Origin of the sequence: Mycobacteroides chelonae CCUG 47445, assembly GCF_001632805.1 — a bacterium.
In the GTDB taxonomy this organism is placed as follows: Bacteria; Actinomycetota; Actinomycetes; order Mycobacteriales; family Mycobacteriaceae; genus Mycobacterium; species Mycobacterium chelonae.
This window is the reverse complement of sequence record NZ_CP007220.1, coordinates 4,206,354-4,224,624: the sequence shown is the minus strand read 5'-3', so window position 1 is coordinate 4,224,624 and position 18,271 is coordinate 4,206,354. Positions and strand designations below refer to the sequence as shown.

2 protein-coding genes are annotated in these 18,271 nt (G+C 64.5%); both read left to right on the top strand.

Annotated features, from left to right (window positions below):
• The first annotated feature begins 19 nt into the window (after positions 1 to 19).
• Positions 20 to 10,396, top strand: coding sequence for a non-ribosomal peptide synthetase (locus tag BB28_RS20690; protein WP_075874145.1), 10,377 nt, complete (start codon positions 20 to 22; stop codon positions 10,394 to 10,396).
• A complete protein-coding gene (locus tag BB28_RS20685) occupies positions 10,393 to 18,123 on the top strand; it encodes a non-ribosomal peptide synthetase (RefSeq protein ID WP_046254861.1) in 7,731 nt (2,576 codons plus the stop codon). Before BB28_RS20690 ends, BB28_RS20685 begins: the two co-directional genes overlap by 4 nt.
• Positions 18,124 to 18,271: the final 148 nt, after the last annotated feature.

The window sequence follows — 18,271 nt, the reverse complement described above, 5'->3', positions numbered from 1 at the left end:
TCGGAGAGGGGGTAGGCGAATGTTGGAGTCTGAAGACGGGGCATTACCGCTTTCGCGCGGACAATTGGATATCTGGCTTTCCCAGGAAAGCGGTCTCGTCGGTGCGGAGTGGCAGCTCGGCCTTTTGGTTCGAATCGAAGGAAAAGTAGAACGAGTTCTACTTGAGCAAGCCGTCCGTCAGGCAATCAATGAAGCTGAGCCTGCGCGGGCCGCCTTCCTTGAGGTCAATGGTCAGATCGTTCAGAGGGCGATTGACCATTCGGAACTCGTATTGGACTTCCATGACGTGCGTGATTCAGAAGATCCTGTCGAGCACGCTCGCCAGATCGCCTCATCGATCCAACGCACATTGATGCCTTTGACCGACCAACTGCTGAAATTCGCGTTGATCCGAACGGCGGACGATCAGTACTACATGTTCGGGCTGTGCCATCACATCAACCTGGACGGCTTGGGCATGGCGATCGTGAGTCGCCGAATCGCATCGATCTACTCCGCACTGGTCGCGGGGGATCCGGTTCCCGACGCCTACTTCGGCACCCTGCAGGATCTGGTCGATCTGGAGGCGGAGTACGAAGCCTCCACCGACTACACAGAGGATCGGGAGTACTGGAGCCGTAACCTTCCGCCGGACAGCGGCCTCGATCCCCGCCCGCCGCATGCTCATGAGGGCCATGAGGGCTACACACCGACAGCGTCGGTTCAGATCGATGACACCGTAGTCGGCGAAATCAAAGACTTGACAAAGGCTTTGCGTGTTCGCCGGTACTCGGTTATCACAGCGGCCTGTGCGTTGTTGGTCCGCGGATGGTCCACGAGCGGGTCGGAAGTGGCGCTGGACTTCCCGGTCAGCCGCCGTGTTCGTCCCGAGTCGAAGACGCTTCCGGGCATGCTGGCCGGCGTGGTGCCGCTGGTACTCAGTGCCCCGCCGGAGTCCACGGTCGCCGAATTCTGCCAGCACGTTGATGTGCGCATTCGCGAACTGCTCAAGCATCAACGATTCCCGGCACATGTTCTGGACGGCGGCGAATTCGGTCTCCGGGGCCCCCGGCAGGCGGGAAACCGCGTCGCCATCAACTTCATCCCCATGAGACTCACGTTGGACCTCGCCGGTGTGCCCGCCACGGCGACGTACACCAACCACGGCCCCATGGGGCACTTCGGACTCTTCTTTATCGGAGCCAGTGACCAACTGCTCCTGAGCACCTCGGGCGACGGACTGCCGTTCTCGAAATTCGGAGTGCCGAATCTCACGGAGCGGTTGCAGCGGCTCTTATCGGAGATGGCGGCCGACCCTGATCGGCGGCTCTCCTCGCTGAATTCCCTGGTCAACGACGAGCTCACGAGCTTGGCTGAGGTTGGTAACCGTGCGGTTCTCGCGGGACCGGTTGCCTCGCGTGTATCGATTCCCGAACTGTTCTTCTCTCAGGTGGCCGCCGATCCCGAGGCCCCGGCGCTGACCTTCGGTGAGCGCACTCTGACGTACCGTGAGCTGGACGAGGCCGCCAATGCGCTGTCGGGTCAGCTTGTATCGCAAGGCGTGGGTCCCGGCGACCGTGTGGTCCTGCTGTCGGACCGCTCTGCTCAGGCGGTCATCGGCATACTCGCCGTATTGAAGGCCGGGGCGGCATATCTGCCTATCGACCCCGCGGTACCGGCGTCGCGGCTCGAGTTCATCGTCGGAGATGCGGCGCCGGCCGCGGCGATCACCACAGCCGGACTCCGGGCGCGACTGGACGGTTTCGATCTGCCGATCATCGACCTCGACGCCTCCGCTGCCGGAACGGAGCCCACGGCTCCCGCGTCTGGTGCTCGACCAGATGACATCGCGTACATCATCTACACCTCGGGAACCACGGGAGCGCCCAAAGGCGTGGCCGTCACCCATCACAACGTCACCCAGCTGATGTCGTCGCTGGATGCCGGCCTACCAAACCCTGGCGTATGGCCGCTGTGCCATTCTCTGGCATTCGACGTTTCGGTATGGGAGATCTGGGGCCCGCTGCTGCGCGGTGGCCGGCTCGTGGTCGTCCCCGAATCGATCACGGGCTCACCGGCGGAATTCCACGACGTGCTGGTCGCCGAACAGGTCACCGTACTTACGCAGACTCCGTCGGCTGTGGCCATGCTTTCCCCGGAGGGCCTGGAGTCCACGGCGCTCGCGGTGGTCGGGGAGGCGTGCCCGGCCTCGGTCGTCGAGCGGTGGGCTCCCGGGCGGGTGATGATCAACGCGTACGGTCCGACCGAGACCACGATGTGTGTGGCGATCAGCGCGCCGCTGGTGGCAGGGGCGCCGGACTCCGCCGTTCCCATTGGCGCGCCGGTACCCGGCGCGGCGCTCTTCGTATTGGACACCTGGATGCAACCGGTGCCTGCCGGCGTCGTCGGAGAACTGTATGTGGCCGGTGAAGGTGTCGCCTGCGGATACATCGGTCGCTCCGACCTGACGGCCTCCCGATTTGTGGCCTGCCCCTTCGGGCAGCCCGGTACCCGCATGTATCGCACCGGGGACCTGGTCTCGTGGGGAGACGACGGACAACTGCAGTATCTGGGCCGGGCGGATGAGCAGGTCAAGATTCGCGGATACCGTATTGAACTCGGTGAAGTTCAAGCGGCGTTGAGCGCACTCGACGGAGTGGACCATGCCGCCGCGATCGTCCGTGAGGACCGGCCCGGGGACAAACGTCTCGTTGGCTATGTCACCGGGACCGTCGACCCTGCCGAAGTGCGTAGCACCTTGGCCAAACGCCTTCCGCCCTACATGGTTCCCGCCGCGGTGGTGGTGCTTGAGGCATTGCCGTTGACGTCCAACAACAAATTGGACACCCGCGCATTGCCGACTCCCGAATATGGCGGACTGGGGGCCGACTACCGCGCCCCCGGCACCGCCGTCGAGGAAATTCTGGTCGGCGTCTACGCCCAGGTGCTCGGTGTCGATCGTGTCGGCGTTGATGACTCGTTCTTCGATCTGGGCGGTGACAGCATCCTCTCGATGCAGGTGGTCGCGCGCGCCCGGGCGGCGGGTGTGCTGTGCCGGCCGCGCGATGTGTTCATCGAACAGACGGTGTCGCGGCTGGCCGCCGTCGTCGAAATCTCCGGTGGCGAAGCCGATGTGGTGGACGAGGGACTAGGTCCCGTAGAAGTCACGCCGATCATGCATTGGCTGCGCGGCGCGCAGGATTCGGCGGGCGCGATCGACGAGTTCAACCAGACACTTGTGGTTCAGGCACCCGCGGCCGTGTCCGAGGACGACGTGGTTGTGGTGTTGCAGGCATTGCTGGATCGCCACCCCACCCTGCGGCTGCGTGCCACGGACAACGCTGGTGAATGGTCGCTGCTTGTCCCGGAGGTGGGGGCGATAGACGCCCGCGACTGCCTACGTGTCATCGACGCGTTATCGGGTGAAACGTTGGTGGCGGCACGTTCTCGACTGAACCCGGCCACCGGAGCGATGCTCAGCGCGGCGTGGGTTCCCGACACCAAGCAGCTGGTGCTGGTGATTCACCACCTGGCCATCGACGGTGTTTCATGGCGAATTCTGTTGGAAGACTTGAATATCGCGTGGGCGCAGCACCACAGTGGAGCCGATGTGGTGCTGCCGGTCGGTGGAACATCGTTTGCCCGCTGGTCTTCACTGCTCTCCGAACACGCGCGGTCCACGGAAGTGGTGGCGCAGGCCGATGCGTGGAAGGAGGTGCTGACCGCACCCGCACACGTGCCCGCGGTTCAGCCAACTACCGACACGTACGCCAACGCCGGACGTCTGTCCTTGTCATTGGATGCCGAGACCACTCGGCATCTGCTGGGTGAGGTGCCCGCGGCGTTTCATGCTGGGGTGCAAGACATTCTGCTCATCGCCTTCGGGCTGGCCTGGAACGAGTTCCTGGGCGCCGGGGGCGCGCCGATCGCGTTCGACATCGAGGGGCACGGGCGTCAGGAAGAAATCGGTGAAGCCGTGCACCGCCGCATCGACCTGTCGCGCACCGTCGGCTGGTTCACCACCAAATACCCGGCGTCATTGGCGGTAGGGGAGCTGTCGTGGGCGCAGGTGACAGCGGGCGAGTCGGCCCTCAGTCACGTGATCAAGGCGGCCAAGGAGCAGTTGCGCGCGCTGCCGGATGGGCTGACCTATGGTTTGCTGCGTTACCTGAACACCGACATCGGGCTGGACGGGTCGGAGCCGACAATCGGGTTCAACTATCTCGGGCGTCTGGGTGCGGGAGCGGCCGAGCTCTCCGAGGACTTCTGGCGGATAGACCACGAGAGCCTATCGCTGACCGATGTGGCTGCGGCCATCTCGATGCCATTGGCCCACTCGGTGGAGCTCAACGCGGGGATTGTCGAGACAAATTCGGACGCCGAGTCCGGACCCGAGCTTCGGGCCAATTGGACTTGGGCGCCTTCGGCTTTGGATGATGCACAGGCCGCGCGTCTCAGTAGGTTGTGGTTCGAGGCTCTCAGCGGGATCTGCGCTCATGTGCGTTCCGGCGGAGGCGGCCTGACCCCGTCTGATCTGGCGCCTGCGCGCCTGACTCAGCAGCAGATTGACGCGTTGGTGCAGCAGTATGAAGTCACCGACGTGCTGCCGCTTACCCCGCTGCAACAAGGACTGCTGTTCCAGGCGGGATTTGCTGAAGCCACCGGAGATTCCGCCGAGGACGACGTCTACTCGGTGCAGTTGGGTCTCACGGTCACCGGTCCCCTGAACGCGAGCCGCTTGCGTGATGCGGTGTACGCGGTGGTGAAACGCCACCCGAATCTGGCCGCCCGCTTCAGCGAGGAGTATGGGGAGCCGGTACAGATCATCCCCGCGGAGCCTGTGATCGCTTGGCAGCATGCCGAATTGGTTGGCGATGTGGATCAGCAAGTCGAGCAGCTGTGTGCGGCCGAACGTGCGGCGGTCTGCCAGATTTTCACCGAGCCGGTCTTTCGGGCGACGCTCATCTCCGGGCTCGGTGGCCCCGCGGAAAGCAGGCATCGGCTGGTGCTGACCGCTCACCACATCGTGATCGATGGCTGGTCGCTGCCGATCCTGCTGCAGGAGATATTCGGTGCCTACTACGGGCAGCGTCTACCGTCGCCTGCGCCGTACCGAAACTTCGTCACTTGGTTGGCAGCACAGGATCGCGTTGCTGCGCAACGAGCATGGGGCGTGGCACTCGACGGTTTCGAAACCCCGACGCTGGTTGGTTCGCTCGCCTCATCAGGTCGCAGGGGCTCGGAGTCGTATCGGTTGTCGGAGCAGATATCCCGCGCACTGTCCGAGTTGGCGCGTGCGCAGCGCACCACCGTGAACACGGTGCTGCAGGCCGCGTGGGCTCAGGTGCTGACCTGGTTGACCGGGCAGCACGACGTCGCATTCGGCACTGCGGTGTCCGGCAGGCCCAGCGACCTCGTCGGTGCCGAATCGATGGTCGGATTGTTGATCAACACGGTGCCGGTGCGTGCAAACATCAACGCGGCCACCACCGTTGCAGATCTACTGGACCAGTTGCAACGTGCCCACAACGACACCGTCGAGCACGAGCACCTGGCGCTCAACGAGATTCACCATGCGGTCGGCCTCGACAGGCTCTTCGACACGCTGTTCGTGTACGAGAATTACCCGATCGACGTCGGCGCGCAGCTGGGCGTGCAGGAGTTGGCCATCACCGACTTCAGTAGCCGCGAATACAACCATTATCCGTTGTCGGTTGTGGCCATGCCGGGCCATGAGCTGGGCTTGCGGGTCGAATTCGATACCGATGTATTCGAATTGGCGGCGATCGAGATCATCGTTGACAGGTTCCGTCAGGTACTGACGGCCATGATCGCGGACCCGGCCACCCGGTTGTCTTCGATCGACCTGCTCGACGCCGGTGAGCATGACCGGTTGGATACGTGGGGTAACCGCGCGGTGTTGACCCGCCCGGAACTGGCATTGACGTCGATCCCGGAACTCTTTGCCGCACAGGTGATGCGGGCACCGGAAGCAATCGCGATCACCTGTGGTGAACGTTCCTGGAGCTATGGCGAATTGGACGCGACCGCCAACAGGCTGGCGAATCATCTGGTCAGCCGTGGCGCCGGCCCGGGTGAGCGGGTGGCACTGTTGCTCCCTCGTACCGGAGAGGCGATCGCGGCGATCTTGGCCGTACTGAAGACCGGGGCGGCATATCTACCGATCGATCCCGCACATCCGGATTCCCGGGTCGAATTCGTACTGGGCGATGCGGCGCCGATCGCCGCGGTCACGACGGCGGACCTGCTGCCGCGTCTAGGCGCGTCCGGGATACCTGCCGTCGATATCAACGATCCCGCCGTGGATCGACAGTCGGACGTGGCATTGCCCGTTCCCGCTGTCGACGACATCGCGTACATCATCTACACCTCGGGAACCACCGGAGCACCCAAGGGCGTGGCGGTTACCCATCGCAACGTCGCACAGCTGTTGGAATCGCTTGACGCAGAACTGGATCTGGGTCAGGTCTGGACGCAATGCCACTCCCTGGCCTTCGACTACTCGGTATGGGAAATCTGGGGCGCGCTGCTGTACGGGGGCCGGCTGCTCATCGTGCCCGACGCGGTTGTCCGTTCCCCAGAAGATCTGCACGCCATGCTTGTCAGTGAACAAGTCAGCGTCCTGAGTCAAACTCCTTCGGCCTTCTACGCGTTGCAGACCGCCGATGCGATGCAACCCGAGGTGGGACAGCAGCTCAAGCTGCAGACGGTGGTCTTCGGCGGCGAGGCACTTGAACCGCAGCGTCTTTCACCCTGGTTTGACAGTCATCCGGGGCTTCCGCGGATGATCAACATGTACGGCATCACCGAGACGACGGTGCACGCATCGTTCCGCGAGATCGGGAGCGGAGACGTCGATAGCACCAGCAGCCCGATCGGCGTGCCGCTGGAGCATCTGGCCTTCTTCGTGCTGGATGGCTGGCTCCGGCAGGTACCGGTGGGCGTGGTCGGTGAGCTGTACGTGGCAGGGTCCGGCCAGGCGAGTGGATACCTGGGGCGTTCGGACCTGACGACAACACGTTTCGTCGCATGCCCGTTCGGGGCGCCCGGCTCGCGGATGTACCGCACCGGCGACCTGGTGCAGTGGGGCGAAGACGGTCAGCTGCGGTATGTGGGACGCGCCGACAAGCAGGTGAAGATCCGTGGGTACCGCATCGAACTGGGTGAGGTACACGCGGCACTGGCCCGTGTGGAAGGCGTAGATCAGGCAGCGGTGATCGCGCGCGAGGACCGCCCTGGCGATAAGCGGCTGGTGGGTTACATCACCGAATCAACCAAGGGGACCCTGGATCCCGCTGCGGTGCGCGCGGTGCTGGCCGAGCGACTGCCCGCCTACATGGTTCCGGCGGCCGTCGTGGTCCTGGGCGCCATGCCGTTGACAGTCAACGGCAAGCTCGACACTCGGGCGCTACCGGCGCCGGAGTATCAGGACGCCGACCACTATCGGGCTCCCGAGGATGCTGTCGAGGAGATCCTGGCCGGCATCTATGCGCAAGTGCTCGGTGTCGAACAGATCGGCGTCGACGATTCATTCTTCGACCTTGGCGGAGACAGCATTTCGTCGATGCAGGTGGTTGCCCGTGCGCGCGCCGCCGGTCTGCTGCTGCGGCCGCGTGACATCTTCGTCGAGCAGACCGTATCGCGGCTGGCTCAGGTCGCAGTGTTCGCCGATGGCGAGACGGCTGTTGTCGACGCGGGCACAGGTCCGGTCGTGGCCACGCCGATCATCCGCTGGCTGCATGGGCTCGGCGGCAAGGTCGACGAGTTCAACCAGACCGTGGTGCTGCAGGCCCCCGAAGGAGTGGCCGACGACGACGTGGTCACCGTGCTGCAAGCCCTGTTGGATCGACACGCCACCTTGAGGCTTCGCGCCGAAGACAGCGATGGCGAATGGTCGCTCCTGGTTCCGGAGACAGGGACGGTAGACGCACGCGAGTGCCTGCTCGCCGTGGACGTTCTTACCGACGAGGCGCTGCGTCAGGCGCGGTCGCGGCTGAACCCTGCCAGCGGTTCGATGCTGAGTGCACTGTGGGAGCGCGGCAGCAGTCGGCTGGTCCTCATCGTTCACCACCTGGCGGTGGATGCGGTGTCATGGCGCATCTTGTTGGAAGACCTCAACATTGGTTGGGCACAGCATCACGGCGGACAGCCGGTGGAACTGCCGCCGGGAGGAACATCATTTGCCCGGTGGGCGACACTGCTCGACCAGCACGCACGCGCCGCCGACGTGGTGGCGTTGGCCGACGCCTGGCGCCAGGTAGAGGCGATTCCGGCCGCGTTGCCGGCGGCGCATCCCACGATGGATACCTATGCCAGCGCGGGACAGTTGTCGGTATCGCTGGACGCCGATCTCACCAGGGAACTGCTGGGAGAGGTGCCCGCGGCGTACCACGCCGGGGTCCAGGACATCCTGTTGATCGCTTTCGCCCTGGCATGGAACGAGTTCCTCGGCTCGAACGGAGCCCCGATCGGCATCGACGTCGAGGGCCACGGTCGGCAGGAAGAGTTCGCAGGCGATGCGGATCTGTCCCGCACCGTCGGCTGGTTCACCAGTAAGTACCCGGTCTCGTTGGCAGTGGGTGAGCTGTCCTGGGCACACGTGGTGGCCGGTAACTCGGCACTGGCCCCAATCATCAAGGACGCCAAGGAACAACTGCGTGCGTTGCCCGACGGACTGACCTACGGACTCTTGCGGTATCTGAACCCCGACGCCGGTGTCGGGGGACCGGACCCGGCTATCGGGTTCAACTACCTGGGCCGCCTTGGCGCCGGTGGTGCGGATCTCTCCGAGGACCTCTGGCGGATAGACCCGGATGGGGTGTCGATCACGGCTGCGGCGACGTCCGTCCCGACTCCGTTGGGGCACACCGTCGAACTCAATGCCGGCGTGATGGAAGGTGCTGGGCCCGACTCGGGTCGCCTGCACGCGACGTGGACGTGGGCGCTTTCGGCGTTGAGTCACGACCAGGTTGACCGGATCAGCCGGCTCTGGTTCGACGCGTTGGCCGGGATCTGCTCGCATGTGCGTTCCGGTGGTGGCGGACTGACTCCGTCCGATGTCGCTCCGGCGCGACTGAGTCAGTCACAGATCGACCAGCTGCACGAGCAGTATCAGATCGCCGATGTGCTGCCACTGACGCCGCTGCAGCAGGGACTGTTGTTCCACTCCAATCTGGCACCGGAAGCGATGGACGGCAGTGACGATCTGTACGCGGTGCAGCTCGATGTCGCCCTGAGCGGCCCGCTCGATCCGAAGCGGCTCCAGGAGGCCGTGCACACCGCTATCACGCGGCGCCCGAACGTTGTTGCCACCTTCTACGAGGAATTCGGCGAACCGATACAGCTCATTCCCGCTGCTCCCGAACTCGCGTGGCAATACATCGAGTTCGACGCGGACGGTGGCCTGGACGTCGAGCAACAGGTCGACCGGCTCTCCGCCGCAGAGCGGGCAGCGGTCTGCGACCTCGCCGGACAACCGGCCTTCCGGGCCGCACTGGCCCGAACCGGGGAGGACCAGTACCGGTTTGTGCTGACCAATCACCACATCGTGCTCGATGGGTGGTCCAAGCCGATCCTGCTGCAAGAGATCTTCGCCAGTTACTTCGGCGAGCGGCTTCCGGCGCCGGTGTCGTACCGCCGGTTCGTCACCTGGCTGGCCGCACAAGACAACAGCAGCGCGCGGTCGGCCTGGCGTGACGTGTTCGAAGGTTTCGAGACCCCGACACTTGTCGGTCCGCCCGGCCGAATAGTGCTGGGTCGGCGTGGGGTGGAGTCCTTCGAGGTGTCCGCCGAGACCACGCAGGCACTCGGTGAGCTCGCACGCTCCTGCCGCACCACGGTCAGTACGGTGTTGCAGGCCGCATGGGCTCAGCTGCTGATGTGGCTCACGGGCCAAAACGATGTCGCGTTCGGTACTGCGGTGTCCGGCAGGCCCAGCGACCTCGTCGGCGCCGAATCGATGGTCGGATTGTTGATCAACACCGTGCCGGTCCGCGCGACCATCACGCCGACCACCACCATCGCCGACCTGTTGAACCAACTGCAGGGCGCCTACGGAGACACGCTGGAACATCAGCATCTGGCGCTCAACGAGATTCACCATGCCGTCGGACACGATCAGCTGTTCGACACCATGTTCGTTTACGAGAACTACCCGATCGACACGGCTGCACTATCGCGTGTGCACGAGTTGTCCATCACCGGGTTCAGTAATCGTGAGTACAACCACTACCCGCTCGCGGTGCAAGCCACACCGGGCCACGAGCTGGGACTCCGCGTCGAATTTGACACTGACGTCTTCAACGCCGTCCGAATTGGAAAGTTGGTCAAGAGGTTCCAGCGTGTGCTGGAGGCCATGACATCCGATGTCAAAGGGAACAAGAAGGAGCCCGCATGAGCGCCGATCCCACCCGGACTTTGTTGTCGATGGATCTTCTCGACGACGACGATCACGACCGACTCGACGAATGGGGTAACCGCGCGGTGCTCACCGAGCCCACCGCCGAACCCGTCGCGATCCCGGTGCTGTTCGCTGTCCAGGTGGAGCGCGCGCCGGAGACCGTCGCGCTGGTGTGCGGGGACAGGTCCTGGACCTATCGCGATCTGGATCAGGTCACCAACCGCATTGCCCATCTGTTGGCGGGCAATGGAGCCGGCCCGGGAGAGGTTGTGGGGCTACTGGTTCCGCGCTCGGGCGAGGCGATCATCGGGCTGTTGGCGGTGCTGAAGACGGGTGCTGCCTATCTGCCCATCGACCCTGCCCATCCCGACGAGCGCATCAAGTTCATGGTGTCGGATGCCGAACCGGTTGCGGTTCTCACCACGGCCGACTTGAACTCGCGATTCGATGGACTCGATGTACGGGTCACTGAGATCGACGATCCCTTGATCGACGGTCAGCCGAGTTCCGCGCTCCCCGCCCCGGAGCCCGATGACCTCGCGTACATGACCTATACCTCGGGCACGACTGGGGTTCCCAAAGCGGTTGCGGTCACCCACCACAACGTCACCCAGTTGGTAGACGCGGTGCGCGCCGATCTACCGGCCGGACCCGGCCAGGTGTGGTCGCAATGGCATTCATTGGTCTTCGACGTTTCGGTGTGGGAGATCTGGGGTGCGCTACTGCACGGCGGCCGCCTGGTGGTAGTCCCGGAATCGATCGCGTCCTCACCGGATGAGCTGCACGAGCTGTTGATCAGCGAGAAGGTCAGCGTCCTGTGCCAGACACCTTCGGCCGCAGGGATGTTGTCGCCTGAGCGGTTGGAGTCGACGACGCTCATCGTCGCCGGTGAAGCCTGCCCGACCGAACTGGTGGATCGATGGGCCACCAGCGGACGAACGATGATCAACGCCTATGGCCCGACCGAGGCCACGATCTACGCGGCGATGAGTGGACCGCTGAGGCCGGGTTCGGATGTGGCACCGATCGGTTCGCCGGTGCCCGGGGCGGCGCTGTTCGTGTTGGACAAGTGGCTGCGGCCCGCGCCGGAGGGGGTGGTCGGTGAACTTTACGTCGCAGGCAACGGCGTCGCGCCCGGCTACGCGCATCGCTCCGGACTGACCGCATCGCGGTTCCTCGCCTGCCCATTCGGTGGGCCGGGCTCGCGGATGTATCGCACCGGAGATTTGGTGCAGTGGGGTGAGGACGGCCAGCTGCAGTATCTGGGCCGCGCCGATGAGCAGGTGAAGATCCGCGGGTATCGCATCGAGCTTGGTGAGATTCAGGCGGCACTGGCCCGCCTGGATGGAGTCGAGCAGGCGGTGGTGATCGCCCGCGAGGACCGTCCCGGCGACAAGCGCCTTGTCGGCTACATCATGGGGAGCGCCGACCCGGTCGAGGCTCGCACCGCACTGGCCGAAAGGCTCCCGGCGTACATGGTTCCGGCCGCAGTGGTGGTGCTGGAGACGCTGCCCCTGACGGTGAACGGCAAGCTGGACAAGCGTGCTCTTCCCGCACCCGAATACCGCAGTGTCGGTACGGATTACCGTGCACCGACCGGACCTGTCGAGAAGATCTTGGCCGATATCTACGCCCAGGTTCTCGGAGTCGATCGCGTGGGCGTCGACGAGTCGTTCTTCGATCTCGGTGGCGACAGCATCCTGTCGATGCAGGTGGTGTCGCGGGCGCGGGCGGCCGGGGTGGTGTGCCGGCCCCGCGACATCTTCGTCGAACAGACCGTCAGTGGGGTAGCGGCGGTGGCCGTGCTCTCGGACGGCCAGTCCGGAGTCGTCGACGAGGGCATCGGCCCGGTGTCGGCTACGCCGATCATGCACTGGTTGCACGGCGTACAAGGTCCCACCGACCAGTTCAATCAGACGATCGTGCTGCAGGCCCCGGCCGGGGTGACCGAGGACGATGTCGTCGTCGTGCTGCAGGCGCTGCTGGACCGGCATGCCACTCTGCGGTTGCGTGCCGAGGACAGCGATGCCCCCGATACCGACGTGTGGTCGCTGACCGTCCCGGAGAAGGGGGCGGTGAACGCGCGTGATTGCCTGCGTGTCGCCGAGACCTTGTCGGATGCGGAGTTGGTGGCGGCCCGCGCGCAGCTGAATCCGGCCACGGGCGCTGAGCTGAGTGCGGTCTGGGTCCCCGAGACCCGGCAGCTGGCCCTGATGATTCACCACCTGGCCGTTGACGGTGTGTCGTGGCGAATTCTCTTGGAAGACTTGAACATCGCCTGGGCGCAGCACCATGGCGGGCAACCGGTGGAGTTGCCGACCGGCGGGACCTCGTTCGCCCGCTGGTCGTCGCTGCTCAACGAGCACGCGCATTCCGCCGAGGTGCTCGCAACGGCCGACACCTGGCGAGAGGTGACCGCGGTTCCCGCGCCATTACCTGCCGTGCTGCCCGAGCTGGACACCTACGCCACTGCCAAGACGTTGTCGGTATCGCTGGACGCGGAGACCACCCGCGAGTTGCTCAGTGAGGTCCCGGCGGCGTTTCACGCTGGGGTGCAAGACATTCTGCTGATCGCATTCGGGCTGGCGTGGAACGAATTCCTGGATTCGAATGTGGCTTCGGTCGGCATCGGCGTCGAGGGTCATGGGCGTCACGAAGAGCTGGCAGACGATGTCGATCTGTCGCGTACCGTCGGCTGGTTCACCACCAAGTACCCGGTGGCGTTGAGCGTACGGGGTCTGTCCTGGCAGGAAGTTGCCGGTGGAGCTGCCGAATTGGGGCCAATCGTCAAGGGCGCCAAGGAACAACTGCGCGCACTTCCCGATCCGTTGACCTATGGACTGCTGCGCTACCTGAACCGCGATGTGGATCTGGCCGCGCCGGAGCCGGTCATCGGGTTCAACTACCTCGGGCGCCTCGGTGCCGGGGCAGCGGATCTCGGGGACGACCTGTGGCGGATCAACGAGGACAGCTTGACCTCGACCAGCGTGGCGTCCTCGGTGTCGATGCCGCTGATGTACACGGTGGATCTCAATGCCGGAATCGTGGAGGGTGGACTCGGTGACGAATCCGGCGCGCATCTGCGGGCCGGGTGGACATGGGCGCCCTCGTCGGTCACCGAGCCTCAGGTGCAGCGGCTGAGTCAGCTGTGGTTCGAGGCACTCGCCGGAATCTGCGCGTATGTCCGCAACGGCGGCGGCGGATTGACCCCGTCCGATATCGCGCCCGCACAGTTGAGCCAACAGCAGATCGATGAGCTGCACGAGCAGCACAACATCGTTGACGTGCTCCCGCTGACACCGATCCAGCAGGGTCTGCTCTTCCACACCACGTTCGCCCGTGCGGCCGGCGTACTGGAAGACGAGGCAGCCGGAGTCGACTTCTATGCGGTACAGCTCGACATCACGGTGACCGGTCTGGTCGACCAGCTCAGGCTCCGCGACGCGGTGCACTCAGTGGTGCGCCGTCACCCCAACCTGGCGGCCCGGTTCTGCACTCAGTTCGGAGATCCGGTACAGGTGATTCTTGCGGATCCGGTCATCGCATGGCGATACCTGGACCTTCGCGGGGACGATCTGACTCCCGACGAAGAGATTCAGCGGCTCTGCGCCGCTGAGCGTGCCGCGGTCTGCGACCTTGCCGATCGACCGACGTTGCGCGCGGCGCTGATTCGCACTCAGGGGAACAAGCACCGGTTCGTGCTGACGTTCCACCACGTCGTCATCGACGGCTGGTCGTTGCCAATCCTGTTGCAGGAGATCTTCGCGAGCTACTTCGGGCATCGGCTCCCGGCGCCGTCCTCGTACCGCAATTTCGTGAGCTGGCTGGCAGAACAGGATCGTGACGCAGCACGCTCGGCGTGGGGCACGGTGCTGGAGGGCTTCGACACTCCCACGCTCGTCGCTCCGCCCGCGCCTCCGGGTGCCAGAGGCATCGAGTCCTATCGGGTGTCGGCCGAGACCACGCAGGCCCTCGCCGATCTCGCGCGGTCGCAGCACACCACGATCAGCACGGTGTTGCAGGCCGCCTGGGCACAACTACTCATGGTGGTGACCGGACAGCACGACGTCGCATTCGGTACGGCGGTTTCGGGCCGGCCCGCAGAGCTGGCCGGATCCGACTCGATCGTGGGTCTGCTCATCAACACGGTGCCGGTGCGGGCGCGCGCCACCGCGACCACCACAGTCTCAGAGCTGTTGGCGCAGTTGCAGAGTGCTCACAACGACACCATCGAGCATGAGCATCTGGCCCTCAACGAGATTCACCACATCGCGGGCCACGAGCAATTGTTCGACACCCTCTTCCTGTACGAGAGCTATCCGATCGACACCAGCGCGTTCACGGGTGTGCAGGAGTTGGCGATCACCGAGTTCGTCACGCGCGAGTACAACCACTACCCGCTGTCGGTGATGGCGTTACCCGGTCACGAGTTGGGAATTCGCGTCGAATTCGACACCGACAAGTTCGACGCGACCCAAATCGAGGCCGTATTCGAGCGGTTCGAGCGGGTGCTGACGTCGATGGTTGCCGATGCCTCGCAACGGCTCTCGTCGCTGGATGTGCTGAAGACCAGTGAGCACCAACAGCTTGACGGCTGGGGCAATCGCAAGGTGCTGGCGCGGGGGCCGGAGCCGGTGCTGTCCATCCCGGAGTCGTTCGCCGAGCAGGTCAATAGTGCCCCGGAGGCGGTGGCGCTGACGTTCGAGGGCCGCTCCACCACCTACGGCGAGCTGGACGAGGCCGCAACGAGATTGGCGAATCTGCTGGCGATCTACGGCGCCGGTCCGGGTGAGTCGGTGGCGCTCCTGATGCCCCGCTCCGACGACGCGATCGTGGCGATCCTCGCGATTCTCAAGACCGGAGCGTCCTATCTGCCGATCGATCCCTCGGTGCCGGATACGCGATTGGAGTTCATGCTGTCCGACGCCGTGCCGGTCGCGGCTGTCACGACTGCCGAGCTACGCGCACGGTTCGATGGATCCGGAGTCTCCGTCGTCCAGTTCGATGATGCCGAGGACGACCCCACCGGCGCCATTTACGGCCATACGCCTCTGCTCACCCCGGCACCCGATGACATCGCGTACACGATTTACACGTCGGGAACGACCGGTGTCCCCAAGGGTGTGGCCATCGCGCACTCCAATGTGACCCAAGCACTTAAGTTCCCGCTCACTCACATGCCCACCGGGCCCGGTGAGGTGTGGACGCAGGCCGGGTCGCTTGTCTTCGACATCACCGTGTGGGAGATCTTTGGCGCACTGCTGCACGGTGGCCGGTTGGTGATCGTTCCGGATTCGGTGGTTCGGTCCCCGGACGATTTCCGCGATCTGCTGATCCGGGAGAAGGTCACCGTCCTGTTCCAAACCCCCTCGGCGGTCGGAATGTTGTCCCCGGAGGGTCTGGACAACATGACATTGGTTGTCGCGGGCGAAGCCTGCCCCACCGAAGTGGTGGACAAGTGGGCACCCGGCCGGGTGATGATCAACGGCTACGGCCCGACCGAGACCACCATCTATGCCACGTTCGGCGAGTTGATCGCCGGATCGGGCGTGGTGCCGATCGGTGTTCCGGTGCCCGACGCCGCGCTGTTTGTCCTGGACCGGTGGATGCGTCCGGTGCCGCCGGGTGTGGTCGGCGAATTGTATGTGGCCGGACTTGGCGTTGGTATCGGTTATGTCGGCCGCGCGGCGCTGACCGCATCGCGGTTCACGGCATGCCCGTTCGGGGAGCCAGGGGCGCGCATGTATCGCACCGGGGACCTGGTCTCGTGGGGAGACGACGGACAACTGCAGTATCTGGGCCGCGCCGATGAGCAGGTCAAGATTCGCGGTTTCCGCATCGAGCTCGGTGAGATCCAGGCCGCCCTGGCCGACCTGGACGGGGTGGAGCAGGCGGCAGTGATCGCCCGCGAGGACCGCCCCGGAGACAAGCGCCTGGTCGGGTACTTCATCGGGGCCGGCGAGCCCGCCCAACTACGCAGCTCCTTGGCCAAGCGACTGCCGCCCTACATGGTCCCGGCCGCGGTGGTACGGCTGGAGGCGTTGCCACTCACCGTCAACGGCAAGCTCGACAAGCGTGCCCTTCCGATACCTGAGTACGACGACAGGGCCCGTTACCGCGCGCCCGCCAATGCGACTGAGGAGGCGGTCGCCGGCATCTACGCCCAGGTGCTGGGTGTCGAGCGGGTGGGGACCGACGATTCGTTCTTTGATCTGGGTGGCGACTCGATCTCCGCGATGCGCGTGGTTGCCGCGATCAACACGTCGCTCGATGCGCAGCTTGCGGTGCGGACTCTGTTCGAGTCACCGTCGGTGCGCAGCCTCAGTGTGTATCTGGACGGCGCCGCAAGCTCCGGAGTCAGTGGGCCGACCTATGCATCCGTACACGGACCCGGCGCCTTGGAGGTGCGGGCCAGCGACCTCACGTTGGACAAGTTCATCGACGAGGCGACGCTGCAGGCGGCTCCGGCACTGCCCCGTGCCAACGCGCGTCCGCGGACGGTGCTGCTGACCGGGGCCACCGGTTTCCTGGGGCGCTACCTCGTGCTGCAATGGCTCAAGGAGCTGGAAGATGTTGATGGCACGCTGATTTGCCTCGTGCGTGCCAAGTCTGACGAAGATGCTCGACGTCGTCTCGACAAGACCTTCGACAGCGGAGACGCCGAACTCATCCGGGTTTACGAAGCGCTCGCCGCCGACCGTCTCCAGGTAATTGCCGGTGACAAGGCCGAGCCTGGCCTCGGTCTGGATGACGAGACCTGGCAACGGCTGTCCGGGACCGTCGACCTGATCGTCGATTCCGCGGCGCTGGTCAATAGCGTTCTGCCTTACAGCGAGTTGTTCGGACCCAACGTGGTTGGCACGGCGGAGCTGATCCGGTTCGCGTTGACCTCGAAGCTCAAGCCGTACACGTTTGTGTCGACGGCAGACGTCGGGCGCGAGATCGAGAAGTCGACCTTTGTCGAGGACGCCGATATCCGGCTCATCAGCGCCATTCGTCCTTCCGACGGGAGCTACGCCAACGGGTATGGCAACAGCAAGTGGGCGGGCGAGGTGCTGCTCCGCGAGGCCCACGAGCAGGTTGGCTTGCCGGTCACGGTGTTCCGCTCGGGCATGATCATGGTCGGCACCAGTTACGCGGGCCAGGTGAATGCCTCCGATACGGTCGCCCGAATGGTGCTGAGCGTTGTCGCCACCGGTGTTGCGCCACATTCCGTCTACCGGCTGACCGACGAAGGCGATCGTCAACGGGCGCACTTCGACGGACTTCCTGTGGAATTCGTTGCCGAGGCGATCACGACGCTGGGAGGACAGCCGGCGGGCTCGTCTACCGGAGCGGTCACCGGATTCGAGACGTATCACGTGATGAATCCACATGACGACGGCATCGGAATCGACGAGTACGTCGATTGGTTGATCGAGGCCGGCCACCCGATTGAACGCATCAGCGATTTCAGTGAATGGGTGGCGCGCTTCGAGGCCGGCCTGCACGCTTTGCCGGATCATCAACGCCAAGGCTCTGTGTTGCAGATGCTGAAAATCTTGCAGGATCACGGCTGGGATGGTCAGCCGCCGGATCCCTCGCGGGGGTCCATGGCACCGGCCGACCGATTCCAGGCCGCGGTGCGAGATGCCAAGATCGGTTCCGGTCACGACATTCCGCAAGTCTCGGCGCCAATCATCGCCAAATATGCGACCGACTTGCGATTGCATGGATTGCTTTAGCGTGCGAGAAATGGTCGGGGTCGTAACGCGCGTTGATTCATGATGGCTAAGTTATTTGGACTGTGTACTGCCGGAATGATTAGCGGTCTCATAAGTGTATCCAGCATGATTCATCGCATTTCGGCTGGCACTGCCATTCGCGAGCAAA

Excerpts from the sequence above, each read along its gene's own strand:
- BB28_RS20690 (WP_075874145.1), top strand. The coding sequence starts at position 20 with ATGTTGGAGTCTGAAGACGGGGCATTACCGCTTTCGCGCGGACAATTG.
- BB28_RS20685 (WP_046254861.1), top strand. The coding sequence starts at position 10,393 with ATGAGCGCCGATCCCACCCGGACTTTGTTGTCGATGGATCTTCTCGAC.